The following is a 26518-nucleotide window of genomic DNA, read 5'->3' as shown; positions in this document are numbered from 1 at the left end:
ATATATTATGTCTAATTTGATGGGCTGATTTTTCCGAGGGTTTGCCCTTTCGCAAATCCTTACCATCTAACGGCTTACGTTCTTGCCGTTCGCAAAGTCCTCCAATATGATGGATACCATTTGCGACAGAGATCGCCTGTCATCCTTCGCAAGCTCGGCTAACTTCGCCTTTACTTCCTTAGGAACAACGACGCTCAAGTAAGCGCTATTCTTGGATAGAGGTGAACCCATAAGATCACAGAGGCTTATACATTTCTCTGAGGTTGTCAATTTACTTGATGCATACCTGTGAGGTTTCAATATGACCCCACTACCGCACAGCACCTGTGAGGTTTGAATACACATCAGCGAAAGGTAAATCTGTGAAACAAAAGCGAGTAAGAATCACGAATGGCGGAGTCTGGCATGACTGCGTTGGCACAATCACCGGCGTAGCTGGTTTCCCTTATTTCTTCGTTCAGATAAGAGGCTTCCAGTCTAAGAACCCCAAAGGGACCCCGTTTCGCGCTACGGAGTTTAAGCGCATCACTGAGGAAGAATTTCAGGACATCGGAGAGCTTGTTTCATGAGTGACCGCAACTGTTCATTCTATCAGATATTGAGTGCTGAGCTTCCGCATGAGCTTGAGCACCAAGTTAATCGTAAATTTTCATATGGCTGGGTTACAAGTGGTGGCCTAGTTATTGAGCGTTCAGCCTTTAGCACCACGTATCTCCAGGCAATGTATTTGCCTCGTCGTTACCTAACGACTGATACTTGCTCTTGCATGTATGACGGCGAGCCGGTCAAGGTATGCGCCGCATGCCATAAAGCTTTGCCGGACCTACCGGCAGACACAGAAGACACGCTGAAAGGGGGCGTCTCGTGATCGGGGCGCCCTCTCCTGCTGTCTGGTGGAAAGGCCAATGCGACCTTTCGGACTCAGAATATCGCGACCGCCTCGGCCAATGCTGGACCGCCATTGCTCCACGTGTAGCAGGTGGCCATATCACCGTTCAGGAGCTCCTGGACGCATGCGAAGTTTTTCAAGTGCTGCCCGGTGTCATGTTTGAGGCCGTAGAAGCCACACACCGCGCAAAACAATTCCTCGCCGCTACCATCGACGCCGACCAAGGCGAAACATCAGGCGAAAACTCAAGCCTGCCCGAAATCAACGGGCAGGCTTCCCTTTTCAAAAACGAAGCCCCGACAGCGGCAACTGTCAGGGCTTCCTCACAACGGTAACCTAAACATACAAGATCACCAATGCTCACACTAGGAAATCTAAAGGGTGCGTCAACACCCCCGCCCGTAATTCTCGGCTACGCTACGTTTCGCGAGGTCAAGGGCAACGTCTACTCGATGAATGACCGCCAGAGCGGCGTATCTTTCATTTACGAGGGCGGCAAGTGGTCCGGCAAGCTCCCCAAGCACATCGCCGAACCTCTGGCCGAGCACCTCAAAGAAACCAACGCAGACGGCAGCGCTATGCTCGAATGTTCAAGCATCGTAGTTGAGTGCATCCCCGCTGCTTTCGGCCAAGAGAAAAAGGCCGGCTTTCGTATTGGCTCAATCGTCCAAATCGAGCAGGCCGGACACGAAATTTACCGTGATGAGCTTTCGCCTTACTTTGCTGGCTCGTTCCTCACACAAACCGCAGATGACGCTAAGGAGGGCAAAAAGAAGCCAGCCGCATAGGGGGAACAGCCCACGCGAGAACGTTTTGTTCTGCGTGGGCTGAGCCGCCTAGCGGGTCGCGTCTTTAGTATTAGCGACATATCCGGACGAAATGGACCCTCCCAACTTGGTTGGCGGTTCCAATCTCCTGCAAATCTTCATTCCTCAGCCTGAGACGAAAAAGGTCAAACGCAGCCATGGCAAAAAGCAAAAGCTCAAAGGCTTCTCAGCCAAAGCGCGCTATCAACTCGCCAAAAACCTCTCTATGGTGGTCTGGCCGGTTGAGCCTGCCCACGCTTCGCTTACCTATGGCGACCAATGGCCAGAAGACCCCAAAGAGCACCTCGACGCACTGCGCAAATGGTGCGACCGAAACGGCTTTTTCGGTGTCTGGCGTCTCGAGTTTCAAGACCGCAACAAATGGCGTCCATTCCGGCGCAAATACATTCGACTTAACAAAACCGTTGAAGAGTTCGACGGAGATCGACAGGCCGAATGTGACAAGCGAAACGCCGTTTTGCTTCCTCTTTGGGTGCCTCATTATCACGCATTGCTCTGCGGCTTCTCCGAAGAAGACGAAGCAAAACTTGCGCGATACTGGAGCAAGCTTAGCGGCAACTCATCAGAGTATGGCTCTAAGGTCACCTACCGCGAAAGCGGCAAAGCATCATGGTATCTTGCCTTGCATGCTTCAAAGGGCAACCAAGCGCCAGATATCGAAGTTGGCCGTTGGTGGGGATGGATAAACGGCCCACGGGTCAAAGAAAACATGCTTAGGTCTGACCTAGGATACATGACAGATAAGCAGGTAAACCGAGCCGCACGCATCGCGCGCAAATTAAGCCAGGGACGCCTTAGGGCTACGAATCGTCAAAGCTTCTCGATTTTCATGAACCAACACAACCAAGACCGCTTGGTAGCATATTTAAACACATTGTAATCGATGGTAGATTATCAATTTATACCAAGCTTCAATCATGGAACCTGAGACAATTACAATCGTGACGATTTTCCAAAGCGCTGTCCCGTGGTTCAGCCTCTACCTAGGGGTTTTGCTACTGAATTACAAAATGATAGCTATCAAGCGAGCTTTCATTCTCACCACTTCACCTTAAGCCCTGCACGTTGCGGGGCCTCACAACCAAAAAAAAAAGAACATACTATGAAAAAATCACACAAACGCCTGATTGCCCTCGTCGGCCTCTGGTGCCTCGGCGCTACCGCTGCACATGCTGAAGCAGTCGATATGACTTCGGTTACTACGGAGTTCGTAACCAACGCTGCTATCATCCTCGCCTCCCTGCTCGCCTGCGCCATCGCCGGTTTGCCTGTATTCTTCGCGATCCGTGCGATCTACGCATCGAAGATGGGCTTAAAGGCTGCCACCAGCCGCTAAACAGTTGGGGAGGGGAACCAACCCCCCTCCCCGCTTTTTTCATCATGACAGAAGCCGAGCTCCTCACACTGATTGCAGAACAGCAAGTCGACCAAATCGAGCTGCTTGTCCAACTCTTTGCCAGCTCCATAGCGGCAAACATTGCAGTAATAACAGCCATCTTTTGGCAACACCGTGACTCATGAAAACCTTCAAGCTACTTTTCATTGCGCTTTTCTTGCTCCCCTTCTCTCTCCTCTCTGAAACTGTCAGCTACGAATACAAAACATCAGGAGGAACTTGGCTCAGTTACAGTCGTAGCGAGGACTTGGAAGCTCTCTACGAGGACTACATAGCAGGAGGCACAGACTACGGACTCTACACCACTGCTAACGACGGATACTCGCCCGTTAGGAACGTCAAGATTGACGGTGTTCCAATGCTTGAAAGCGGATACATCCTCGAGGAGTTCGAGACCTCAAACGCTCAATACTCGCATATTTTAGGCTACTTCGTGACAGCCATTCCAGCGCCTCCACCCCCAGACGAATGGTATGAGCTTACCACCCCGGCATTTCCAAACGACACGCAGAGCGACGTCCAATATTACTGGGAGGTTCAATTCGAGAATCCAAGCGAGAGTCTCAACGGCGAAAACTATAGTTCCACTGAGACCATTCCGCCAAATCACAATATGATCATTACCGGCGTAGAAGGCTCCTACGGTGGAACCCCCTTTAGCAACTTTGCCGTGCGCGTCTACCGCATCACTGGCAGCGATGCTGTCAGTGCAGGCGTTTATTTTCCTCAATACCACACGGCACCTTACGGTGAGGGACGTGCTAGCGAAAACGTTGTTGCGACAGTCACAGAGGGCTTGGTTGCCCCCATTCCTCCAAGCTATAGCGAGCAGCCACAGCAGCCTAAGGCCGATGATTACGTCACGGCCGAAACTCGCAAAGACAAGACCGAAGAGGAATACGACCCTGTCGGAATTCTACCAGGTGAAGCAGGCTTGGCCGACGTGGTCGAAGCCATCAAAGACCACGATCACAACCGGCAGGAGGAGCACCTGAGCAATGAGCACATGTGGACCGAGTCCGAAGAAAATCAGAACGACAGATTCGACGGCATGAATGAAGCCATGCAGGGCCGACACGAGGAGACCACAGCATGGCTCAGTCTGATTAACACGATCAACGCCTCAGGCCATGGCGACACGTCACAGAGTCTTATCGAGCTTCGCGCTGCTGTCGATGGACACTTCCAAGACGACGGCACGACGCCAGTTGAGCACGCAAATCCAATCTCCACCGAGGGACAGACGGGCGACGGTGACGACTGGGCCGCAACCATGGGCAGGCCTCAATTGCTACTTAGCAACGCGATGGGTCTCATTCCTTCTACAGTTAATACTTTTCCGTCAGTAAGTGGCAGGAAATATCAATTCACGATTAGCGCACCTTACCAAGGATACGACTTAGGCGGCACACTCGATCTCACACCTTACACGTCACTGATCGAGATGATCAGATCGTTGGTTGCCGCAATTCTGATCATCATAGCCACCTTCCGAGGAATCGACGTAGTGAAAGGAGCCTTTGCATGAACGTTTGGAAAATCCTTAAGGGCATCTACGAGAAACTATCAAACATTGATGGCAACCTGATCATGTCTCTCACGCCGGTGCTTGGTGCAGCAGGTGCAATGTTAGGAATGCTCCATGCGCTGCATCAATTCATCAATTGGGCACTCGACCAGATAGACGCCATCATCGCAGACCTCAACTTTGACTTCGGCAACGCTGACTTCTCCAGTGTCGCAAGCGATATCTGGGTAACGATGAACACGTTTTTTCCGATGGACCTTACTTTTGAGATCATCGCCGTGTTTCTCACCCTCAAGGCTACAGCCGCCCTGATACGTGTCATTAAGTCATGGATTCCAACTGTAGCGTGATGAACCCTAAGAAACTTCAACATCACGCAGCGCAGCGACGCCCGAACCTCTTCGGAGCGCAGCTGGCCGGAGGCCAGCGAAGCGACTTCCGGCACGGAGGCCAAAGCGAATCAAGGAACGTAGCGCCCGCAACTGGCCTTTGTCTGAGCCGTAGGCGAGTTAGGCCAGTTCAGCAAGTGACGAGATGAGCGGTCGGAGTGCCAATTGGAGCGGAGATGGCCGCAGGCCAGCGGAGCGAGAAACAGAGGGCTAGCAAGCTAGTGAGGAACTATTGAGCCAAATCACATAACAATGAAAGATTGCATATTTAGAGTGTATTCGGGCACGCTCGGCAGCTACAAGAGCTACCACGCAGTGAGAGAGGCTCTTAACGTCTTTAGGGCCGGTGGCATCGTGTTTACCAATATCCCGCTTAAGTGGGACCGCATCACGATGTATTTCGAGGATGAAGAAGGCCTTAAGCTCGACGACCGCCAATACGTTCATATCCCACACGGTGAGGCCGGAAAATTCACGAAACACCTTTCCAAGGGCACTCGCCAAAGGCCAAACCGGCTCATCATTGACGAGGCCGGCATTCATCATAATAGCAAGGACCTGAAACAGTCAGATCGGGCCGTCTTCGAAATGATTGTGCATGCTCGAAAGATGCACATCGACACGACGTTTATTGCCCATGATTTCCAGCACATCAACAAGCAGGTTCGTGATTGTGCTCAAAGTGTCTTTACGTTCCGAGACCTTCAAAAGCTCAAGTGGTGGGGAATCGAATTGCCGTTCCCGTATTACTGTTACGGCGAGTTCGACGCACGAAACGCCAAGCTCCAATACGACAAGCAATTCCTGCGCAAAGATAAGCGCATTTACACCTTCTACCAGTCTCACGACATTCAGGCCGAGATTGCCGAAGCCATCGCCGATAGTCCCGACGACATCGAGGTTGTGAGGCGAGAGCTTCCACCCAAAAAGCCAAACCCCCTCATCGTCTGGGGCAAGCGAGCCGCCTTCACGGTAGCCGTTTCATATGCTACAATCGCTTTTGCCGGTGGACATGAACAGCCAGCAGAGCAGCCAAAAGAAGCCCCCGCAGTTAAGCCTCCTCAAACGTCACAAATCGCGTTAGATAGTGTAGTTGGTTCGGATCCGGAACAAGAAAAAGAGACAATCCCCACATTTCAAACCATGGGAGTGATGGGCATGGTTACCGGCAGGACTGCCCACCAGATTCCAGCACGACACGATTTCTGCCGTTACTCGTCAATGAGGGTCGTCCTGGACGATGGCCGCATCATTACCGAACTGGACCCACGCTTAACTATCCGCATGCACGACCGCAAAGTCATGTTCGACGGCGTCGTTTACCAGCAGTCAAGTGGACTAGAACTAGCGCCAAAAAACGACATTAGTCCACCTCCAGTTGCCAAAAGCATCCTGTTTTAATGCCTCATCTTCCCTTGCCAACAAATGCGTGTAGTGGGCGAGGCCGTCTAGGCGAGAGGGCAACGCCCTTGGCTCTATGAGCCAACCACGGTAACGGAAAACGCCCCTCAATTTTGAGTGCTACAGTATATTGCCTAGTGCTCAATGCCCTAGAGATTGCTGATCATGCCGTATCAAATGGAGTTTGAATTCGTTAGAAAGCCTCTCGTCTTTTGCTTGGTCAAGAGGCGTGTTCGCAATGGTGAGGTCATCAAGATATCCTGCACCGACCCAAATGTTAGAGAGTTCTACGAAACGAGATACAAGCCACAGGCCCTTCGGATCGCTCGATACCTTGCAAATCGAGCTGAATCAGGTAAGGTTTTAGTCTGGATCGGAAAACAGCGTGAGGAATCTCGGCCTCTTCCTTATTGCATAGGATAAGCAATGCTAATCCTTGAAAGGCCCCTATCTCTTTATAGTTTGACACGGAGGCAAACACCCCACTTGAGCGCAGGTAAACACGCTATATATTATGTCTAATTTATTGGGCTAATTTTTTTGAGGGTTTGCCCTTTCTGAGGATTCCCCTAATAGTTTTTGGTTCCCTGAAAAAGCCTAAAAAAGGTCGAAATAAGCTAAACTACCCCAAAGCAACAACTTAGAAAAAAACCGAATCGATAGCCGAAATTAAAAGTTTTTGGGCTCAATAATACTTTTTGGATTTCCTATATTTGGTGTCGATTTCACGGGCTCGCCCTCACTCGCCCATGGTTGCGGTATCTCGGCATGCTCAAAGACATGCAATTGGTATATTCCAAAAAGTATTCGATGAACACCAGAGCTTGTCTCATGTCACAAAAACCTGAACTGCTTAAGTGAATTCAACAGGCATGCAATCTCACTGCATCGCGATTTCATAGGCTTTGAAACCTTGCTATCTTGGCACCCACCTCAGAATAATAGACAAATGCGTGGCGATGGCATTCTGAAGGCGATCTTGGAGTTAAGAACTAGTGCCCCTCCAACGATTCAAAAAAATCTAGAGTATATTGCTGAGAATAAAGGCATTCGCTGCGTTTTTATGGCCAATCCAGAGACCGGCGAGTATCTTTGTCCAGAGACCTGGGAACGTGCTTCTTTATGGTTCTCTCAAGGGAAATTGAGGTCCGATGCTCTGTTTTGGGAAGAAGATGATGAGTTCTTCTATAGTTATGGCAAAATGAGCCATTTGATTGAATATGGCGAGTTAGTATATCCTAAAGATTGGCAAACGCCAAAGGACCCCTCCCACCCTCGGTTTGCTCAGTTGTCTCAGGACATTTGCAGCACTGATAGCCAGTTGCCTGGCAAGTCGCTTAGTCAGGTGACAGAACCCACAGGAAACGAAGCTACCAAACGATTAATGCTCTTGTTTGTTTTTATTGCAGTCGGCCTGCTTGTGGCATTACTGCTCTCCAAGAGCGCCGAGGAACCGCAAAGAACGTTGGTCGCAGCTAATGTTCCAAGCAAGCAGCAAGACGTCCATGAAGCTCCACCTGAGACGTTGCCTCCAAAGCTTAAGGCGTCGAAGCATTCATTGGATGATTTTCGGTATATTACTGTGCTTGAATACCTTGCGGCAAACCGAAGTCAGCAAGACCGCTTACTGTTACAGTTCAAGGTAGATATTGAGGCCGTTGGATTAGGCTCAAACGATGAGCAATTTTATCGAGACCTCTTAGCTGAATTGGGGACTGAAAGCCATTCAGAGCAGGCACTAAAAGTATGTGGCCTTGGCGCAGCGATTAGATTGACAGGCGAGCCCACCGTAAGCGATGCACTGCTATCGCCAAAAATGATTATGTACTGGCCTTTGATTGATAGGCTATAGCATTAGAGAATTATGAGGCGTGATTGGAATACCGTTCGTGACATTCTATTGGTTTTAGGCGAAGGAAAAGCCACTTATCCTTTTCTACCTGATGAATTGTTTGCGAAACACGGGGCTAACGAATTAAATAGGCATGTATATATTATGTGGCAGGAGGGTTATTTGTTGGTCGATGAGGTAGCAATGGAAAAGAACCTCAACCAATATGCCCACTTTACAGAAAAGCCGGTTAGTAAAAACGTATTCGACCTAACCTGGCGTGGACATGAGCTATTGGCTCTTATCCGTGATGACATAATTTGGTATGGCATTATTGAATCACTGGGCAAATTTGAATGCTCCATCCCTGTTCTTGAAGAACTAGCCAAAAGGGCGATCATTCAAAAGGTCGACCAGAGCGAGCATCATTAGGTTACCAATTCCAAATCACCGAAGAGACTCTTTTTCTTCAACAAGGGGGCATCATCAGCACTTACATCCCAGTAAAAGCAAAGTTCATTTAGTCTATTTTCGGGCAGTTTAAATGGTATAACTACCTTAACGAAGCCGACCTTGCTGCGACCTGGTGCAATGTTCTTAAATTCAAAATATATCCCCTTACGAACTTGCCCACTTTCGACCATCATATCCCTGGCTGTGTCCTCTAGGCAGTGAAATTCATTAGGCACTGCGAGTCTGCCTATAACGTAGTGCGCCATGATTTTGCCTACATTTGAAACCAAATATCTCAAAGTCGGCGGTTTGTCGTCTTTATCTATCGCGATCCTGACGTCAATCACCGGGTGCTTTCGCCGGTTGGCGATGTCCATGATGAAGCGATGAGAGAGCGGCTGCGATTTACCACCGAGTCGGCCATAGAACAGTAAATCCTTTGTAGATTGATGCGGGGCCTGCTCGCTGTCTCCGATGTCGATGACAATAACCGCCCTGCCCGGTTCAATTTTGCTGGTTTCGTCTTTGCGCTCGATTACCTGGATGCTGAAATCCTGCAGTGGCGGGTCAACCAGAGCGGAAATTTGATTATTGAGCCATTCGAAGGTGTTAGGGCGCTTGAAGTCCAATGGGATGCCACCGTCAATGAAACGGTCGCCGGTCTTGTTGCCATCATGGACACCAAGTATCAGTCGCCCGCCACCTGTGTTGGCGAATGCTGAGACGGCCTTGGCCAATGCCTTGCAAATGTCATCAATTGAGCGCTCAAACAATCGTGAACCCTTGAACTCTAAGGAGTTACTTTCCCCTTCGGTTAAATTGTCGATGTCGGCTTCTGTCATCACCTCAAAAATCATAGCCAAGTGCCAAGCTTTGATATGTCACCCATCATAATTATTCCGCTTCTAGTTGCTGCGCTATCTGCTGAAATTTCCCACTCGCAGGTTGAGCTGCTTGATACATCTTCATCCCATTCCACTGGGATTGTTTTGTGCATTTGGCGATTAGGCAGCAGCGGACGATAGTTGTCGAGAGGCCTTTGATTTAAGACATCTTTATTGGCATCATTGAATATTTCAACTGTGTGACATGAATTCAGAGCCCAAGTCAAGGTTGAGAATGGCATAGGCCCATGAGATAGACCCTTCGATTTCATGGATGTGAAAACGAGCTGGATAGCGATGTCGCTTGCGGCAATTTTGCTGTCATTGAGTAAACAAATTTCAAGTGCCTCAGTAGTCCTTCGGAGCATCATTTTTATTCGTGGATGCTTACGCCGGTTGGCAATGTCCATGACGATGCGGTTGCCGATGGGCTTGGACTTGGCGCCAACGCGTATATAATACCGGTTGTCGCGGGCTTGATGTGGGGCGTCTTCGCTGTCGGGGATTTCGATTACGATAACCGCCCTGCCCTCGCCAATTTCGCTGCCGACTTCCGCTGGCGTCACTGGGAACACATTCAGGCCGTGCAGCTCGGGGTCGACCAAGGGCGGAATGACGTTGGTTAGCCACTCTTTGATCGTAGCGCCCTTGAAAGCCCAAGGGACGCCGCCATCGATCACAACTTGGCCGGGCTCGGTTTCATCACTGGCGCCAATAATGATGCGGCCTCCGCCGCTATTGGCCATTGCTGAGACTGCCTTGGCGACGGTTTCCAGGCTCTGGTTGACTTCGCCGGGCTTCATATCTGCCCTGAAAATCCGAGAGCTTTTAAACTCCAGTGAATCGAGTTCCCCCGTGCTGAATTTCAGCAGCTCTTGCTCAGTGAGTGCGTGCGCCATCTCAGAATGCCTTGGTTGCCTCGGCGAAGTCCTGGGCGATGAGTAGCCAGCCGCAGAAACCAATAAATGGAATCGCGGCGATGGCCGCCAGGGCAACGATTACGGAAAATCCCTTGGCGATCGCGCCGGATTCTTCCGGGAGCGCTGCCGCCCGCATGATGACGTATAGGCAAATCACAATGCCTAGAACTGCGATGATTAGGCCGATTAGTTGAATCACTGTGAGGCTTTTGTATTTAGAGGCGACTGGCTTAGTAGACTAAGATCGCCCATTAATGCAGGCATAACTTATTACAGTCAAGCTGAATGTCATAGTGTTGCTCTACTGTTGGTGCTTTGTTGCAACGCACTAACAGAGGAAAAGCCTTCGCACGAAATGGTGACAATGTCACCAAAGCAGAAAGGATAGCCAGAGAGCTAAGAGGTAACATTGTTACCTCTAGCTTGCTTCGCTGTCGCTCTGGTCTAGTTCGTGCAACTTTTGCCGCATACGCTCAAGGTCACTTCGAAATCGTCGGGGCCATCTGAAAGGCCATAGCTAAGCTGTAAATTCAACTCTTAGGACCTCGAATCAAGCAATTCCTTGATTCGTTTCTCCACCCGCGAAGCTACCGATAGTCGATCTATCGAACTTCTGAGGTGGCGCTTCACTTCGTTAGTTTGCTTTAAGATTTCTGTTGTAACAGAGTCCAGCTTATCCAGCGCTCCTCCTTCTTCGATTGCTATCAAAGTATCAATGGCCTTATTGAGATTTTTTTTAGTAATATTAAGCCACTCGACGTTCCATATCGCCTCATCTTGATGTGCGGAATTTTCTGGATTGTGTAGTATCTCCTTTTCCCTCGGTTTCAGAATCCGATGATAGAATTCTAAGTATGTCTCTTTCTCTTTAGGTTCAATACCTTCAAATGACATGATAATGAATCCGCCAAAATGACGTCCACCACCGCCTAGCCAAAATTGATCTATTTCAAGAATTTGGCAGGTTCGCAGACCAATTTCCGCAGGCAATGGAGCCCTTCCGACCTCATAAGATTGGAGTCTAGGGCTTGGGATTTTTAGTAAGCCAGCAAGCTCAGTCCTGCTTATTTTGCGCATTTCACGCACGGTTCGGTAACGCACCGAGATGATCTTGTTTTCTACCGAGACTGACATTCATCAATTCAACTAGATGTATGGCAAATAAGGCAAGGAAACGTGTTGACATTATATAATTCTAAATTTAATACATATCTTAGAATTTTAGAATTATGGGCATTGAATCCAAAGCAATACGTTTAGCTATGCTAAGCCAAGGCATAGAAACCAACGCAGAGTTGGCTCAGTTGTGCCTGATGGCTCCGCAGACGATGAATCGTGTTATTTGTGGAGCCAACAAATCCCCCATCGCCCGGCGCCGTGTTCAAAATGCGCTTGGTGCTCAATTTTGGGAAAATATCCCGCTCGATGTAAACCCAGACGGAACTCCCAAGTCATGACCAACACCCAGACAGCGATCCCTCAGCCGACTTACGTAAAATACGGCAATGTGATTTATCCGATCTCTTGCTCGCAGTGTTCACTTAAGGACTTTTGCGACGAATACGGCAAGCTCGGCCCTTGTGACCGGGCCTTGATCCTGCCGGAGGAACCCATTTTCGATAACCTCGTAGCATTTTGCCATGACAACTAAACTCGACTGGCGCACGCCTGCATATCCTCCACCCGCCTGGTTGTTCCGCATGCTGAATCTGCCAGTGGATGCGCCTGCCAAGGATTACTATGAGGCATTTGAGCGCTTGGTAGTCGAACCGCTGCGCTTTGCGACGGATGCAGAGATATTTTCGCGCTTGGCCATGGAAAAGCAATCACTACACGGCCTGGCCTATCCGGACGCCGTGCAGGCCGCCGCCAGGGAAAACCCGCGCCTGGCTGAGGATGCTGATGTTCAGGCACTCGTCGCCGATGCGCGGCAGCAAACCATTTCAACCCCGGTCAACTACTCCACCATCAACGATGAATGACCGCTAAAGATAAATACGAGATACTGATCCAAGTAAAGAAACGCCTGGAAGGCATGGATGAGACCCTACGCGCCCTGGATGAAGGGCGCAAGAAGGCCGACAGTCTTGGCCGTTCGCTACGTGATGGTTTCGCTGTTGGCCTGGGTAATTTCGCGGTTCAGCAGATCAGCCGCATGCCGCACTTGATTGGAAACATGACTCGCGCTCTAGTTGACGCTAAGCTGGAGATGGATGCGCTCGAAGCTCCATTTGACTACGTTTTTGGCCCCCGCGCTCAAGCCGAGATGGAGAAAATGCGCGCCAAGGCCGATCATTATGGCCAATCCCTGCAAACCGTTGCAGCGGGCTATGGTCGCATTCAGGCAGGCGCGGCCAAGAGTAACCTTACGCAGCAAGAGACAGAGTATTTATTCGACGGGCTCCTGGCGGCGTCGACTGCCCTTTCCTTGAGCGCAGATCGCACGGAAGGCGCTCTAACTGCCGTTGAGCAGATAATCTCCAAAAATACCGTTTCCGCTGAAGAGCTAAAGCAGCAGCTCGGCGAACGCTTGTGGGGTGCCTTCAATTTGGCTGCTGAGGCGATGGACCTTACGACCGAACAGTTGAGCAAGCTCTTGGAGACCGGCAAGCTCGGCGCAGAAGAGTTTTTACCCCGCTTGGCCAGGGCACTGCATGAGACTTTCGATCCGTTGGTTGCGGAGCGCGCAGGCAAACTGCAAGGCCAACTTAATCGCCTGAATAATGAATGGTTCGAGCTAAAGCTAAGCCTGGGCGATACAGGATTCATCGACAACCTGACCGATGGTATCGGAGAGCTGATCGAACAAATGAAAGACCCGGAATTTCAAAATGGTGTCATCATGATTGCCGACGGTCTTAAGACCGCATCCGAGGCCGCCATCAAGCTTGTTTCCGAACTCCCAACGATTGCCCGCACTGCCGCTGTTGCCTTGGAGAGCTACCGAAATGTCTGGGGTCAATTGACTGCCCCGATTAACGGCCCCGAGGCTCCAATATCATACCAGCGCGCCCTCGATGATGCACTGGCCAAGTATGGGCCTATGGCAAATGAATCAGGGACCGGCCTACTTTCCTCTGAAGACTTGGGTATTGCGCCAGTTAGTGACATCGTGGGGAGCGCTGACCCTCGCCGCCGCATAGCAGCCGATGCGCTGAAGTTCAACTCTTCAATGCTTGGATACTGGGGCACACGCACCGGGCAAGCATCGGCGCTCCGCTCGCGTGTTGGCGACGATCCATTGACTCCACTTGTTCGTAAGCAGGAGGAATTGGTCGCCCTACTGGAGCGCGAAATTGAATTACGTGAGATCAGCCAAGGCTTTCGCGAGGCAATGATCAACAGCCCGGAAGTTGATGACGATACGCGCATTAAACTCATTGAGCAATTTAACGAGGAAGGCCTCAACCTTGCCGAGCTGGAAAACATGCTGGCCCGGCTTGATAGCTTTGGCGATGCATTCCAATCATCCTTTAACGACTGGATCAACGGCTTTGGCACTACTGGTGAGCAAGTCGCAGGCATACTGACTGGCACCCTGCAGAGCGCCATAGATAGCGTGGCTACTTCGGTCGACGGCTTGATCCAAGGAACAATGACCTGGGGCGACGCCTTCCAAAACGTTGGTAGCCAAATCGTCAGCACCCTTGTTCAACTGGTGGTTCAGTTCATTGCCCAACAGATGATCATGCTGGCAATGCGGGCGATTTTTGGGAAATCCATGATGGCGACCGCTGCCGTAGAAGCCGCTAGCCTTTCTGCCATTTGGGCAACTCCCGCCACGCTTGCATCTATCGCCAGTTACGGCGGTGCAGCCGCTATCGCTCCCGCATCCATTGCGCTGGCTCTTGGCACCACACAATCGGTATCCGCTGGCTTCGGCGTCGGCGCGGCTGGCGTTATCGGCGGCGGGATTCCGGGCTTTGCTGAAGGTGGCCTGATTACTGGCCCTGGAGGCCCCAAAGATGACGCCATCCTCGCCCGATTGTCTAACATGGAGTTCGTGATGCCCGCCGACAAGACCCGCGCTTATTTGCCCATACTGGAGCAGATGCGCGCTGGTCGCTTCCCTGGCTTTGCTGAAGGGGGCTTGGTTGGTGGATCACCATCCACGGGTTCAGGCGGCGCGACAGAGATCATCATTGTTGGCAGCATGGCCGACGCCCTGGAAGCCGCCGCCGACCGGAGTGGTTTCGTCACCATTCGCCAAGCTGACGCCTTAATCCGAAAGCGCATGTAGTATGCAAATAGAAAGCATCAAAATTCTAGTAAATCACCCGGACGGCTCAGCTGAAAGCTACGTGCTTAGCGAACTTGAATACAATTCATTCACTCGCCATCGCCAACAATTTCTTGAGCTTTGCTTTCCACCAATCGCCGCCGAAAGCAGAGCGATCAACCACATCATCTGCTCTCGTGCCCCTGCTCCCAGTGTAACGGTCAATTCGCAGGATACGATAAAGCTTGATCCGATAAATGAGGCATTCCGGCAACGAATCACAGAACTATCCTAACAAAATTCTAGTAATCAATCATCAACTCACCGCACCATGACAACTAAGAAGAAAACTAAAAACCCACCATCTGTTTGGGCATCGTTCGGGCCTGAAATCTTGGGCTATTATCTGGTATTACGCCGCTATTGGGATGAACTTAGTCCATTTTGGCTTCAATTTGAAGAGGCTGAAAATGCTGAGCAGGAGGCGCGACAAGCTGTCGCGGATTTCCTCAACAGCATGCCTCAAGACCGCACCGAGGAAACGCAATCAAATCTCGAACGTGCCCAGGCTCGGCTGGAAGCGGCAGAAGAGGCGCTTTCCACTGCCCAACACGATTTTAACAATCTGCCCGAAGGCACCCCCACTGAAATCTGCAAGGGCTATGAGGATCGCTTAAAGGAAGCGAAGAAGCGGTTAAAAGATGTCTCAGAGCAATGCGATTGCGCGAAAACTGAGCATGCCACAGCCGAGACTGAGTTGGAGGAACCCCGCCAACAATTGGCCACATTGCGCAAAGCGCATAAGGATGCGGAATCAGCATATCAAACCGCGCTCTCTGATTTGCCGCGTCCACATGCGGAGACGATGAGTAAAGCCATCCAGCAGCTTTGCACGCCGTTGATGGGGAAACTCAAAGACGATATAAGGTCGTATATCGACTTTTTGTATCTCGATGACATGGGTGGAATTCTGAACTTCATCGGTAGAACTCCCATCATACAACAGATCACCTGGAAGTTGTCACATGTGATCCAGGACATCGGCGGAGATTACTATACCGATAAAAATACCATGCCGGACATCGCTCGATACCGTAAGTGGATTCTGGTCATTCAGACTTTGGCTGACGAAAACCCGAATCTGCCCAAGGCTTTGCTGGGCATTACCCTTCCCTTCGACAAGAAGGACGCGGCCTAATTTCATCAATGGGTGATTGGTCTGATCCATTGACGCGACGGCAAGGCAGTTGGCGGGTCTAGTCCAACAGTTCCCCGCCAACTGCCAACAATTTCAATGAAAGCACTCACACGATACCACAGTTTACAAGAGGCCCCCGCCTGGATGCAGGAACGCGCTGCCCTACTGCATCGCCTTTGCTCCAGTATCGAACGTCGGGTGGAAAAGCAGATGCCGGTTCGCGATGCGATCCACCAAGTGTATCAACGCTCAGCCATTCCTGCCGTTTATCGTGCTGAACCATCCCGCTGCGTTCGCCTGTCTGAGCGCAGCCTTCGCCGTCACTATGACGACTGGCGCGAATGCCAGGCTCCCGAGGCATTCCTACCGGGTTATGTTCATGCCAAATGCCCAATTACCAATGATAGCGCCTTGGCACTTATGGAGCGAGCATTGAACTCAGACAGTCTCGACGATGCGATTGCCTCACTAAAGGCTGATTGGGAAGCAGGCTTTGCAATCCCAGGCCTTCCCCGCCGCGATCCAGGCAATGGTAAACCACCCATGCACGCGAGCAGTTGGCGCCGCGTTTTGTCCAATGAGGCTATCATTGAGTTGGAACTCTACTTTTCAGCCCGCAAGCGCCTTAGCCGATTAATCCGCCGCCAGCGAAAGCAGGCAAATTCCAATTAATATGTTTCAAGTCGCTCCAGTCGTAAAAATTCGCGCTCAGCGGCCTTTGGCGGACCGGTTGGTGTCATGTTGCCTCTTTTCTTTGAAAGCGATTTTGCAACGGCATTACACCGTTTTTCAAAGCAGTTCTATTTCAATGGATGCTGATCAATCTCCAACTGTAACCCTGTGGCCCTAAATATCATGTCAAACGCACCGAAAACCGCTCAATTCCCCTCTATGCCATCAACACCCCATCTGCCGCCCCACGAGCGCTGGGACAAAAGACCGCTGAAGTTCCGCGACCACGAACGCTGGGATGATTTTCTTACCTTCGCCATTCGCTCACTAATCGACGCGCCCGCTGGGGCTTTGATACCGTTAGTGGCAGGTGCGGAAAGAATCGCCCCTTCTGACTCTTCTCAACTGCTGGTCAATCAAATTGGCCAAGCTTGGGACAACATCCTGATGGCGGTCTATGATGTTCATAGCGATTTTGGGCTTTCGAGTGATACTGATTTTTTAAGAGGAGCCGAAAATACTCCGGTGCGTCACTTTGGTGAATGGCTGCATGAGCTTTGCCTTACCTTGTGCGATAAGCGCGACTACATTACGCGCAACGATGAACTTCGCCACTCGGTGAAACAATTCACCGATGCCCTGGAGCGATTTCAAATCAATGAAATGAGCCTATTCTCTCAGATTCAAATTCCAGAACAATCCCAAGCAAAGGCCAGCTAACGTTAAATATTTATGCTTAGCCCCAAATTACCACACAGCAACACTTTCGACTGGTTGATTGCAAACCCAGGGAAGCGCACATTTAAGCGCGGCGAAGTTGGCAAGCTGCTTTGCCTGTCCCCGGACTCTGTGCAACGGCTTATCGACCAGGGCGAGCTGTGGGGTATCTGCCATGAGTCAATGCGTGGAAGTGGCCAACGTCGCAGCTATGCGATCACGCGCGATAGTATTCTTTGCTATTTGGGCAAAACCGCAGACCACGATGAAGAAATGAAGGTCGAGATGCTTTGCCGGGCGCTGGACACCATCCAGTGCCGCAAGTCGATCAAAACGATTTACTCCTACTTGGCAGATAGGATTTCTCAAATGCCTGGAGGTGCAAGGAAATGAACACCCACCCGAGCATAACCGATCAGCATGGCTTTGACAGTCTACTTGGCCCAATTACAAAGCAGCACTATACGTTACTTGAGGCTGGGCGTGTGATAAATCTCTCTCGGCAAAGCGTGCAAGCCCTAGTCGATGAAGGGGAGCTCGGCGCAATACAGCATAACCGCATCAAGGGAGATGGTTCGCGTGGAAAAACAACGGTTCTTCGTGAACACCTACAATTTTATCTCAGCCGCAAGTCTACAATAGATACGATCACCAAGCGTGAGCACCTCTGCGAAGCGCTTCGCAGCTTCAAGCGCGCAGACCTTGTTTTCTTGCGCGCCGAAATAACACGACTCATCGAACGTCAATAAACTTCAATTTAACCTTACAATCACCAACGCAACATCAGACCCAACCATCACAACATCATGAACGACAACCAACTATCAGCCGAAGCCAATCTATCGCTCGCCCTCATGCACCTTCTTCTTGCTCACCGCAAAGACCCCGAGCTTGTTGGTAATAAGGTCTTCTGCAAAACCTTGGAGCAGGTGAACAATCATCGGCGGCGACACAAAGGCCAAAAAGGCGTGCCCGTTAAGGTGCTACTGGAAAGCGAGCAAGACTTCGATGACGCAACTCTGTGCATTCTAGAGAACTTTGAGGCTCTTGTTCAGGAAACCGCAAACTTACACCCAAACATGAACGCCATTATCACATCTAAAAAGGTAAAACGCCTCTCCAGTGACGCACCCGATCAAAACTAATTTTTTCATGCAATGAAGACCATCACCCTCACCGAAACAGAAGTTCGCGACATGCTTATAGCCAAGATGGTCAAGCGTGGCGTCGACTACTCCGAAGCCTGGAAACAGGTTCAAGGCAAATCACTCCAGGAAATTCGATTCTCTCTCATGGTGGAAACCAAAATGGAGATCAACGGCGGCAACTATCTACAAGCTTGGAATCAGGCTGCTGGTTCCGAAGTGGGCAAAGAGATTCTTGCCGACATCAGAAATCGCTAATGACCGACGCGCCACAGTTCACCGCTTCACAAATCGCTGCCGCACTTGGTCGTAAGCGCGGTGCGGTTTACCGTGAACTTCGCCAGGCTACACCGTCCAGTAAGGTAATTGTTAGTGGTCGCGAGGCTGACGCCTGGGATGTTGCCAGCTTACCCGAGAAGCATCGCAGGCAACTTTGGGAGATATGCGATAAACGCTCTTTCAAGTCGCCAGAAACGCTTTTGCAGCACGGCACTGAGCGCTGGGAGCCCAAGTTGGCACTATCTCGCATTGCGCCCCATCATATCAATAAAGCTCAGCGCACGATGGCGGCATTTAATGAAGTGCTCGGCCTGATCGACCAACGGCCATGGTATGACCTTCGCTCGCTTGGCCTGGTTGAATATAAACGCGTTTTTGGCCACAGCGTATCAAGCAAGCAATGGGAGCGCATTTTCGAGCGCATTCTGGAGCGTGACGGCGGACGTTACGAATTTAACCGCCTAGAGTTATATCTCGATGACAACCTCTCCCCCAAGATCACGGTGCCCAAGCCTTCAGCATTCGATGCCGGCCTCATTCGCCCTGCGCTCGACTTGGTCGAGATAAAAGAGAAGCCTACCCCTCGCGAGTTGCAATACATCTGGGCCAAAAGTTTTGAGGCGCTCGACTTTTTAATCTCTCAAGGCAAGAAGCCGCGCCGCGCTAAGCGCGAAATCATAGATTACCTCGACGGCCAAGAGGTTTGCATATCAAAGAGCCGCCTTTCTCTGGAGCAACAATTTCGCACCAAGAACAAACTATGGATTGAGGCCGGGCGTATTAGCTCTGCCTTAGCCGATGCGAGAAAAGGCAATAGCGGCGCACACCGCTTCCCCAAGCTAAGCGAGCATACCATCGGAAAATTATGCTCGCGGGCGCTAAGCTGTGGCGGTCGTATTCAGCAAGCCTGGCGCGAGCTATGGGATGAAGGTGAACTACCCCCAGCCGTTTACGAATTTTATGCCAGTAGTAATGGCGACCGCGTGCCCGCCAAAGTTCGCAAAGCTGTCACTCATGAAGTGATGCGCATGCAAAAGTGGCACCAGGGCCCGAAGAAAGCTAAGCTCGACGGCCCTAAGCTTGTTCGCAATTGGGAGAGCATGCCGAGCGGCTGCCAGTTCCAAAGCGATGACCTGACGCCGCCAGTGTATTTTTGGATTGAGGATGAAACTGAAAAATCCGGCGTCCGGGTAACCCGAGGCCAGTTCTTCCCCTGGATTGATACACGTTCAACTTTCATCATTGATTTTCAACTCATTCCCGAAAAGGCGTATTCATCTTTAGATATTCTGCGTGGCATCATTCGCGTTCATGACGTGGTGGGCTTGCCCGAAGAATTTTATTTCGAGCGCGGCATTTGGGAAAAATCTTTACTCATTAAAGGCCGCCGCGATGAGCGCGGCATCCAAGATACCGTTTACGGACTGGAAAGCATCGTTCGCATTAAACACGCCCTCGACCCATCGGCCAAGGTTGTGGAGCGCGTGCTTGGAAGCCTCCAAAACTACATGGAGCGAGATCGCGGCTATGCAGGTCGCAACGAGCGCGAAGATTGCCCAGAACACATACAGCGCTGGATTCGAGAAGTGCAAACCGGCAAGCGCGACCCAAGCGAATGCTTCTACCATTATGAAGAGTGGCTGACTAAACTCAAAGAGTACTGCGAGCGATATAATCAAACTCCCCGCGAGGGTAAGCAGTGCCAGGGTAAGACACCGTGGGAAACTTTCATGGCAAACTTATCCCCTCAGCATCCACTCACCAAGTTGAGAGACGAGGCCCGCCATATCCTCTCAACTCACCGTAGGGAGATCACCATCAATAGCCAAGGTGCCACGATTGCGATTGGTCGCCAGAAGTTCGTTTATCGTGGCGAGGCCACTGGGCGGCGTGAAGGTGAAAAGGTCTTGGCCTGGTTCGACCCTGAAAACATGGATTCGATTTTCATTAGCGACCTCGACAACAAGAATATTGAAATTGTCGAGCGCGCTGCCGAAGTATCTGCATTCAATGCCAGCGATGAAGAGTTGGCCGCCGCCAGCGCACAAGCCAAGGCACATGCACGCCATGCCCGTATCCGCTACCGTGATTTGACCCATCAATTCCCTGAAGAATTCCACCAACGCCAATACCGCAAGAATTGGGTTGATCTGGCTACCCGAGAAACATCGGAAGCCATGGAGCGGCTTCGCGAGGAATCGCAGAAAGAAACCCGCAAAAAGAAACGTAGCCAGCGCACCGCACGGAAAATTGGCGTCCGAACAACCGCCGCGCCAGGTCGTGAAGACTTGCATCGCGAGGGACTGGCTGAACTAGAAAATCTAGGCATCCCTGCCGCAGACCTGGACGAACTATGACCCATCAAATTTGTGATTTTGTCGATACTGGGAAACTAGACGCCGAAGGTGTTGCTCGTGTGGCATCATCGATTGGTGATCATGACTTGAGAGCATCCCTTTATTTTATCCAGGCGCGGGCTGAAGAGTCAGGCGGTTGCCGTAACCTGGCGCAAGAGCTGATGAACAGATATGCGGACCAGATATGCCCGATTGAAGTTTTGAATGCTCAACGCGAAGGCCGCACACGTCTCACCGCTGAGGAATACGACAACGCCTGCAGGAAGTTAAATCACTTCCCCTATGGTGACCCTCGCCCGGTTTCAATAAACCCGCGAGAGTTACTTGATCATGAATTATCCCCCGAGGAAATTCTAGCCCACCGCGCCAATGCAGAGCGGGAATACGCTGAGGCTATGAATGGTTGCTCTGTCAAAGATGCTGAACAACCGGGCGTCCAATTTGTAAGGCTGCGAGACTCGGCACTCAAATTGGCAGCTAGCCATCTGCCAAACGTATTACACAAACTCTGTATTTCAGGCCGCGCCGCTCTCGCTCGCCGTGTCTATCAATCAGCACCCTCGGCATTGGATTGGTTTCCGGATTTGCTCAATTGTCTGCATGATCACCGCCGCCACTATCGCCCAAGCTCAATATCAGAGATCGCCCAAACCAGTATCTTGCAAAAAGTATGGAATGCAATGGATGAAGCCCAAGCAACCGGCGGCCTGACCATCGTCCACGGCAATTCTCGTATTGGCAAAACAACCGCCGCAAAGTCATGGGTAAATCTCAACCTGGACAAAGCTCGATACCTGACCCTTGAAGCTGGCAGCGGGGATGCTCAATTTTACCGAGAGATTGCCTTGGCCCTAGGCTGCCAAATTGGGCAGACTACATCACTGGCTCGGACGAAGCAGGCGATTGCTGACACACTACGCTCGGGTGATGTAATGCTGATTATTGACGAAGCTCACCTGTTGATGGGCTCGGGTCGCAAAGCGAACTTGGCTCGCATTGAGTGGTTGCGCACGGCATTGCTAAATCGCGACGTGCCTGTCGTCCTCTTATCGACTCCGCAATTCAATCAGCGACTCAACCAGGGCGGCGCGGAGTCTGGCTTCAACATCGATCAATTCAAAGGTCGCCTGAACAACTTTGTGAAGCTGCCGGAATCACCCAAGGTGGAAGACTACCACGCCGTAGCTGAATCACTTGCCCCCAATGCCACGCCAGAGTTCAAAAAGGCTCTGGCCGCCTACGGTAAGATTTCAACGTTCTACTTTCAGGGGATCCGCCGCGCCGTTGGCGAAGCGAAACGTTTGGCCGCCAAAACAGGCGTGCAATGGGAAACCAAGATAGGAGAGGCCATCTCTCGTAGTATGGGCGTCGACAATGTCTGCGCACAGGAATTCCCGGAGGCAAAGACAAAGCGCACAACCAAGAAACCGACGCCACGCGAACAATCAGATTTTAAGCCTACTGCAAAGCCATTGAAACCAGCTTTAAGCACCCGTGAAAAGTTCAATGATTCTCCGGCAAATTTTGCGCCGGACCGAGTCGCATCACCCAAGCTCGACCCTCAAGCCGTAGGCTAAACACTTTCAGTCATATTTTTCAAAACCTCGCCTTTGGGCGGGGATTTCCTGCTGCCCGCGTTTTTATAGACATCGGACATCGCAAAAACCAAAAAGATCACGGTGCGTTTACATTGACCTTCAGGCATTAAAAAACGCATGGCCTAGTGGCAACATGCGTTTGACTGGCTGGATGCCACTCTAGTTTGATCAGAACGGAACGTCTTCGTCGAAGTCGTCTTCCTGGGTTGGCGCGGCCTTGGTTTGACGTGGTGGCGGTGCCGAGCGCTCGTAGCCTTCGTTACCTCCTCCGCCGTTGGACTCGCCATCGCGGCCACCAACGAACTTAAACGACTCACAGACGACCATTAGCTTGCTGCGCTTTTCGCCTTGCGGTGTTTCCCACTTATCTTGACGCAAACGGCCTTCCACTAAAATTGGGCTGCCTTTGCCGAGGTATTTGGAGATCACTTCGGCGCTGCGGCCAAAGGAATCAATGTCGACGTAAGCCACTTCCTCGCGCTGCTCGCCCTCTTTCGTGGTAAATTGGCGATTCACCGCGATGGTGAATTTGCAAATGGACATGCCCCCTGGCGTGACCCGCATTTCGGGTTCCGCAACGAGGTTGCCCATGAGGATGACTTTATTGAAAGATGCCATAGGGCCAGAATCAGTCGTTGCCCGGCCAGAGTCAAGATTTGCTCTGGCCGGGCTGAACTGAAATTGGTTAGGCGCTCTGGACGAGGATGCGGTTCACCGTCTTATCGAGGCGGAAACGCTCCTGGATTTGCGCAGGCAGATCGCTGCCGGCCTCGATGTCAATTTCGAGGTAGATGCCACTGGGCATGCGGCGATCGGTCACGCGAATGAACTCCTTGGTGCCGTTGTTCTTCACGTTGGTCACGTTGGCTCCAAGGCCGTTGATGTTTTCCTTGATGGAATCGATCAGGGTTTCGATGGACTCGCTGTAGTTGCGGGTATCGAGGATAAAGGTTGCGCGGTAGCGCTTATTCGTTGCTGTCTGGCTCATTGTTCGACTGTGTGGGAATTCGGGTGTTAATCTGATTCATCGCGACGGTGGTCCCCTGCTCGACTAGCAGTCGCAAGCCGTTGATATACTCGGGGATACGCGATTCAATAAGTGTTTTTTCTTCGCTGTTGAATTTGCCAAGGACCCAATTGGTAAGCTTCCCTTTGTGGGGGTTGCTACCAATGCCGATCCGATAGCGGACGAAGCCGTTGCCCAAATGTTGGAGCAGGCTTGCCACGCCATTATGCCCGCCATTACTGCCGCGGATAGATACCTTGCAGCGCCCCAGATCGAGATTTATCTCGTCGTAGATTACCACAACGGAATCGACTGGGGCCTTCAGGTAGCGCATCATGGCACCAACCGCGACACCGCTCTCATTCATGTAAGTTTCAGGCTTAACGAGGACAATTGATTCGCCGGCAAAATTTACCTTGGCAGTTTGGGCATGCAGCTTCTTCTGCAGCTTCCACTCGCCACGGCAATCGGCGGCTAATTGATCCACGACCTGGAATCCGACATTATGACGAGTGTCACGATACTCCAGTCCGGGGTTTCCCAGTCCGGCGATGACGGTTACGGCCATTTTGGCAAAGAACAGAAAATGGAATCAGCGCCGGGTGACGCTGATTCCACGGATTAAAGACATTACTCGGCTTCAGCCTTTTCTTTGGCTTCGCCCTCTTCGGCTTCCTCGGTTTCGCTGCTTTCGACCTTGGCCGGTTCAGCAACGGCTACGATCACCATGTCGGGCTCGCCGTCGAAGGTAACGCCTTCGATTGCGGGCAGATCTTCCAGGTGGATCGCGTCGCCGATCTTGAGGTCGGAAACGTTGATTTCAACGTATTCCGGCAAGTTGCGCGGCATGCAGTGGATTTCCAGTTCGTGGACTGGAGTGTCGAGCACGCCACCGTTCTTGACGCCGATGGATTCGCCAGTCACGTGAACTGGGATGTGCGCGTGAATGAGTTGACCGGCAACGACTTCCAAGAAGTCAATATGGCGGAAGCGGTCCGTGAGCGGATCGCGCTGGGTTTCGTGGATCAGCGCATCGATGGTCTGATCTGCGTCGTCTTTGAGGGTGATCACGGCAGTGGACCCGGCGACTTCGCGCAGCAGCATCTGGAAATCTCGTTCGGCAACCGCAAGATTGCGGTTGCCGCTCTTACCGTAGATGACTGCAGGGATCAAGCCCTGTGCGCGCAGGCGGCGTGAATTACCACGGCCGATGCCCTCACGTTTTTGTACGGACAGGAGGTGTTCGCTCATGTTTAACTATTCTAATGGTTCTTGTTTGGTTCCCACTCGGATGAGTGGAAACGAGCCAGAAAAACACCCCTGCCCTGAAAGGCAATCAAAACTTTCAGCATTTTAGGTCAAACAAAGGGCGCAACGCCCGAGATGGTGGCAGAAACAGTTAAAACAAGACGGGTTCATTTAGTCAGGCTGCAGAACGAAACGTATGGTTTTTCCTCAAGCCATCAGCATGTTTAATTCTATCGACCGCGATAATATTAAGAATGCTTAAACTAAAGGCGTCGCTTTCAACTTGACCTTATGTTTCGTTTGTGTGACATTCGTGACATGGAATTAACAAACAGCATTAACGTCGTGGTTTACGTAATGGGTGCAATCATCATATCTGCACTCGCTTTGGACCTGTGGTTGGAGCTTCGCTGGGCTCGAGACGCACAAACCATGCATGCGACGTCACCCCAAGATAAGCGCTTGGGCATCAAGCCACGCAGCTAGACGGCGGCTGGCTTGTTGCCGGCCCCGCATCCAGCGGCCATGATCCGGCCTTACAGAAATTTACGCACAAAATAGCCGCCAACAATCCATTGGCGGCAAGTTTAGTCAGCTTAACTTGCTGATATGCTGGGTTGAGCGCTAGCTCACCTGCTCTTGGTGACGGGCAGTCTTTGTTGTCGGCTCTTTCGGTAACAATCCTCGACTGCGCTTGCGCTCAAGTGCGCGCTCCAAGGTATAGAGGCATTCTTCTGCCGATACCTCTGCTCCAAAGAAACGCGAAAGCCAGCTGTAAACGATTTTTGGCTCCATTTCGTGCATGCGGCTGGGCTGTTCGCGTACACGGTCAAATGCATCCACCACCGCTTGCGCAATGACTCGAACCATCGTGCGCGAAACCTCAGAACTTCGCTCCTCAATGAGCACGTCGGCCGCATCAGTCATGGGAAATTCTTCAAAAATGTTCTGATAAATCGCTGCCGCATTCAGTGACTCCACTTCCGTGCGCGGAAAGAAGTGTGCCATGAGTGTCCAAGGGTGAATGTCTTCGGGCGTTTCGTCCAATCCACGCGAATCCGTTCGTAAAATAACGGTCGGGATATCAGCAAATTTTGCCGTCATAAACTCCACCACAGCGCCGGCTTCAATTATACCCCCATCGAAATTAAAGAGCGCCAGATCGCATTGTAGCAGATTGAGCAACTTCTCGTCGCGAATGCGGCGGGCAGATTTGTCGCGGGCAGGGAAATTCTGCGGGAGCACACTGCAATAGCGTTGATCGGAGATATCAGAAATCGCCTCAGCAAGCATCGCGTTGCCAATCAAGTCTTTATGCGTGAAAAGGTCTCCAGCGAAGTAGATATTCAGCGTCGGCTCTTGACTGGTACTCATGGAATATACAGGGACTGCGTAGTGCAGGTCAGCTTTCTGGGGTGGAAATTTATAGCAATTGGCCTAAGTTATCGGTCTTTTGCAGGAAAGCTTTAGCTAAATTTTTATATAATATCTATAATATTATGTTACATCGACGCAGTTTTATTCAGACTATAGGGGTTTCTGGGGCCGCCTTGAGCCTCGG

Annotated in this window: 34 protein-coding genes; 24 read left to right on the top strand and 10 right to left on the bottom strand. The window is 51.2% G+C overall.

Annotated elements, in window-relative coordinates:
• Positions 1-66: 66 nt before the first annotated feature.
• On the bottom strand, positions 67-231 hold the full coding sequence (locus O3S85_RS21260) for a ribbon-helix-helix domain-containing protein (protein WP_425499845.1): 165 nt from the start codon (positions 229-231) through the stop codon (positions 67-69).
• A gap of 633 nt (positions 232-864) precedes the next feature.
• Here O3S85_RS21260 and O3S85_RS04535 point away from each other — a divergent pair.
• The 10 genes from O3S85_RS04535 to O3S85_RS04490 all read left to right on the top strand — a co-directional run bounded on the left by O3S85_RS04535 (position 865) and on the right by O3S85_RS04490 (position 8693).
• A complete protein-coding gene (locus tag O3S85_RS04535; RefSeq protein ID WP_269538138.1) occupies positions 865-1224 on the top strand; it encodes a hypothetical protein in 360 nt (119 codons plus the stop codon).
• Between the two features lie 21 nt (positions 1225-1245).
• Entirely contained in the window at positions 1246-1677 is a 432-nt protein-coding gene (locus O3S85_RS04530) for a hypothetical protein (RefSeq protein ID WP_269538137.1), read from the top strand.
• Positions 1678-1768: 91 nt separating this feature from the next.
• A complete protein-coding gene (locus tag O3S85_RS04525) occupies positions 1769-2596 on the top strand; it encodes a hypothetical protein (RefSeq protein WP_269538135.1) in 828 nt (275 codons plus the stop codon).
• Positions 2597-2818: 222 nt separating this feature from the next.
• Positions 2819-3052, top strand: a complete 234-nt coding sequence (locus tag O3S85_RS04520; protein WP_269538134.1) for a hypothetical protein — start codon at positions 2819-2821, stop codon at positions 3050-3052.
• Between the two features lie 44 nt (positions 3053-3096).
• Positions 3097-3237 carry a hypothetical protein gene (locus tag O3S85_RS04515; protein WP_269538133.1) on the top strand — a complete coding sequence of 47 codons (141 nt, stop codon included), beginning with the start codon at positions 3097-3099 and terminating at the stop codon, positions 3235-3237.
• Positions 3234-4640 carry a hypothetical protein gene (locus O3S85_RS04510; RefSeq protein ID WP_269538132.1) on the top strand — a complete coding sequence of 469 codons (1407 nt, stop codon included), beginning with the start codon at positions 3234-3236 and terminating at the stop codon, positions 4638-4640. The genes O3S85_RS04515 and O3S85_RS04510 overlap by 4 nt, the downstream gene beginning before the upstream one ends.
• A complete protein-coding gene (locus tag O3S85_RS04505; protein WP_269538131.1) occupies positions 4637-4990 on the top strand; it encodes a hypothetical protein in 354 nt (117 codons plus the stop codon). The genes O3S85_RS04510 and O3S85_RS04505 overlap by 4 nt, the downstream gene beginning before the upstream one ends.
• Positions 4991-5281: 291 nt before the next feature.
• On the top strand, positions 5282-6430 hold the full coding sequence (locus tag O3S85_RS04500) for a zonular occludens toxin domain-containing protein (RefSeq protein WP_269538130.1): 1149 nt from the start codon (positions 5282-5284) through the stop codon (positions 6428-6430).
• Between the two features lie 949 nt (positions 6431-7379).
• Positions 7380-8282 (top strand): hypothetical protein, encoded by a 903-nt coding sequence (locus tag O3S85_RS04495; protein WP_269538129.1) that lies wholly within the window; start codon positions 7380-7382, stop codon positions 8280-8282.
• A 12-nt stretch (positions 8283-8294) separates the two neighbouring features.
• Positions 8295-8693, top strand: coding sequence for a DUF2513 domain-containing protein (locus O3S85_RS04490; protein WP_269538127.1), 399 nt, complete (start codon positions 8295-8297; stop codon positions 8691-8693).
• Here the strand turns inward: O3S85_RS04490 and O3S85_RS04485 are convergent.
• From O3S85_RS04485 to O3S85_RS04470, 4 genes are all read right to left on the bottom strand, one after another.
• Entirely contained in the window at positions 8690-9571 is an 882-nt protein-coding gene (locus tag O3S85_RS04485; protein WP_269538126.1) for an AlbA family DNA-binding domain-containing protein, read from the bottom strand. The genes O3S85_RS04490 and O3S85_RS04485 overlap by 4 nt on opposite strands.
• Positions 9568-10497, bottom strand: a complete 930-nt coding sequence (locus tag O3S85_RS04480; protein ID WP_269538125.1) for an AlbA family DNA-binding domain-containing protein — start codon at positions 10495-10497, stop codon at positions 9568-9570. The genes O3S85_RS04485 and O3S85_RS04480 overlap by 4 nt, the downstream gene beginning before the upstream one ends.
• Position 10498: 1 nt before the next feature.
• On the bottom strand, positions 10499-10717 hold the full coding sequence (locus O3S85_RS04475; protein WP_269538124.1) for a hypothetical protein: 219 nt from the start codon (positions 10715-10717) through the stop codon (positions 10499-10501).
• Between the two features lie 338 nt (positions 10718-11055).
• Positions 11056-11652 carry a helix-turn-helix domain-containing protein gene (locus O3S85_RS04470; RefSeq protein ID WP_269538122.1) on the bottom strand — a complete coding sequence of 199 codons (597 nt, stop codon included), beginning with the start codon at positions 11650-11652 and terminating at the stop codon, positions 11056-11058.
• 95 nt (positions 11653-11747) lie between these two features.
• Between O3S85_RS04470 and O3S85_RS04465 the strand changes: the two genes are divergently transcribed.
• From O3S85_RS04465 to O3S85_RS04405, 13 genes are all read left to right on the top strand, one after another.
• Positions 11748-11975, top strand: coding sequence for a hypothetical protein (locus O3S85_RS04465; protein WP_269538120.1), 228 nt, complete (start codon positions 11748-11750; stop codon positions 11973-11975).
• Positions 11972-12169 (top strand): hypothetical protein, encoded by a 198-nt coding sequence (locus O3S85_RS04460; RefSeq protein ID WP_269538119.1) that lies wholly within the window; start codon positions 11972-11974, stop codon positions 12167-12169. Before O3S85_RS04465 ends, O3S85_RS04460 begins: the two co-directional genes overlap by 4 nt.
• Positions 12159-12500: a hypothetical protein gene (locus O3S85_RS04455; RefSeq protein ID WP_269538118.1), complete on the top strand. Its 342-nt coding sequence runs from the start codon at positions 12159-12161 to the stop codon at positions 12498-12500. The genes O3S85_RS04460 and O3S85_RS04455 overlap by 11 nt, the downstream gene beginning before the upstream one ends.
• The gene (locus O3S85_RS04450) at positions 12497-14758 is read left to right on the top strand and encodes a tape measure protein (protein WP_269538116.1); all 2262 of its coding nucleotides are present in this window, start codon (positions 12497-12499) and stop codon (positions 14756-14758) included. The genes O3S85_RS04455 and O3S85_RS04450 overlap by 4 nt, the downstream gene beginning before the upstream one ends.
• Before the next feature lie 310 nt (positions 14759-15068).
• Positions 15069-15935: a coiled-coil domain-containing protein gene (locus O3S85_RS04445; protein ID WP_269538115.1), complete on the top strand. Its 867-nt coding sequence runs from the start codon at positions 15069-15071 to the stop codon at positions 15933-15935.
• A 96-nt stretch (positions 15936-16031) separates the two neighbouring features.
• Positions 16032-16607, top strand: a complete 576-nt coding sequence (locus tag O3S85_RS04440) for a hypothetical protein (protein ID WP_269538114.1) — start codon at positions 16032-16034, stop codon at positions 16605-16607.
• Positions 16608-16790: 183 nt separating this feature from the next.
• Positions 16791-17327 (top strand): hypothetical protein, encoded by a 537-nt coding sequence (locus O3S85_RS04435; protein WP_269538112.1) that lies wholly within the window; start codon positions 16791-16793, stop codon positions 17325-17327.
• Between the two features lie 12 nt (positions 17328-17339).
• The gene (locus tag O3S85_RS04430; protein ID WP_269538111.1) at positions 17340-17717 is read left to right on the top strand and encodes a hypothetical protein; all 378 of its coding nucleotides are present in this window, start codon (positions 17340-17342) and stop codon (positions 17715-17717) included.
• Complete coding sequence (locus O3S85_RS04425; protein ID WP_269538109.1) at positions 17714-18073, top strand: hypothetical protein; 360 nt, start codon at positions 17714-17716, stop codon at positions 18071-18073. Before O3S85_RS04430 ends, O3S85_RS04425 begins: the two co-directional genes overlap by 4 nt.
• 57 nt (positions 18074-18130) lie before the next feature.
• Positions 18131-18469: a hypothetical protein gene (locus tag O3S85_RS04420; protein WP_269538107.1), complete on the top strand. Its 339-nt coding sequence runs from the start codon at positions 18131-18133 to the stop codon at positions 18467-18469.
• Between the two features lie 12 nt (positions 18470-18481).
• Positions 18482-18727: a hypothetical protein gene (locus O3S85_RS04415; RefSeq protein WP_269538105.1), complete on the top strand. Its 246-nt coding sequence runs from the start codon at positions 18482-18484 to the stop codon at positions 18725-18727.
• Positions 18727-21105 carry a Mu transposase C-terminal domain-containing protein gene (locus tag O3S85_RS04410; protein WP_269538104.1) on the top strand — a complete coding sequence of 793 codons (2379 nt, stop codon included), beginning with the start codon at positions 18727-18729 and terminating at the stop codon, positions 21103-21105. The genes O3S85_RS04415 and O3S85_RS04410 overlap by 1 nt, the downstream gene beginning before the upstream one ends.
• Positions 21102-22682, top strand: coding sequence for an AAA family ATPase (locus O3S85_RS04405; RefSeq protein WP_269538103.1), 1581 nt, complete (start codon positions 21102-21104; stop codon positions 22680-22682). The genes O3S85_RS04410 and O3S85_RS04405 overlap by 4 nt, the downstream gene beginning before the upstream one ends.
• Before the next feature lie 189 nt (positions 22683-22871).
• On the opposite strand, the gene O3S85_RS04400 is transcribed toward O3S85_RS04405, so the two are convergent.
• The 4 genes from O3S85_RS04400 to O3S85_RS04385 all read right to left on the bottom strand — a co-directional run bounded on the left by O3S85_RS04400 (position 22872) and on the right by O3S85_RS04385 (position 24960).
• Positions 22872-23321, bottom strand: a complete 450-nt coding sequence (locus O3S85_RS04400) for a single-stranded DNA-binding protein (RefSeq protein WP_269538101.1) — start codon at positions 23319-23321, stop codon at positions 22872-22874.
• A 67-nt stretch (positions 23322-23388) separates the two neighbouring features.
• Positions 23389-23691: a 30S ribosomal protein S6 gene (locus O3S85_RS04395; RefSeq protein ID WP_269538100.1), complete on the bottom strand. Its 303-nt coding sequence runs from the start codon at positions 23689-23691 to the stop codon at positions 23389-23391.
• Positions 23669-24277: an aminoacyl-tRNA hydrolase gene (gene pth / locus O3S85_RS04390; protein WP_269538099.1), complete on the bottom strand. Its 609-nt coding sequence runs from the start codon at positions 24275-24277 to the stop codon at positions 23669-23671. Before pth ends, O3S85_RS04395 begins: the two co-directional genes overlap by 23 nt.
• A gap of 62 nt (positions 24278-24339) precedes the next feature.
• Positions 24340-24960, bottom strand: a complete 621-nt coding sequence (locus tag O3S85_RS04385; protein ID WP_269538097.1) for a 50S ribosomal protein L25 — start codon at positions 24958-24960, stop codon at positions 24340-24342.
• 315 nt (positions 24961-25275) lie between these two features.
• Between O3S85_RS04385 and O3S85_RS04380 the strand changes: the two genes are divergently transcribed.
• On the top strand, positions 25276-25443 hold the full coding sequence (locus tag O3S85_RS04380; RefSeq protein WP_269538095.1) for a hypothetical protein: 168 nt from the start codon (positions 25276-25278) through the stop codon (positions 25441-25443).
• A gap of 138 nt (positions 25444-25581) precedes the next feature.
• Here the strand turns inward: O3S85_RS04380 and O3S85_RS04375 are convergent, their stop codons facing one another.
• Positions 25582-26331, bottom strand: coding sequence for a hypothetical protein (locus O3S85_RS04375; protein WP_269538094.1), 750 nt, complete (start codon positions 26329-26331; stop codon positions 25582-25584).
• Positions 26332-26518: the final 187 nt, after the last annotated feature.

The sequence above is a fragment of the Cerasicoccus sp. TK19100 genome, from assembly GCF_027257155.1.
Taxonomy (GTDB): Bacteria; Verrucomicrobiota; Verrucomicrobiia; order Opitutales; family Cerasicoccaceae; genus Cerasicoccus; species Cerasicoccus fimbriatus.
The sequence above is the reverse complement of the archived record's forward strand: the minus strand, read 5'-3'. Positions and strand labels throughout refer to the sequence as shown.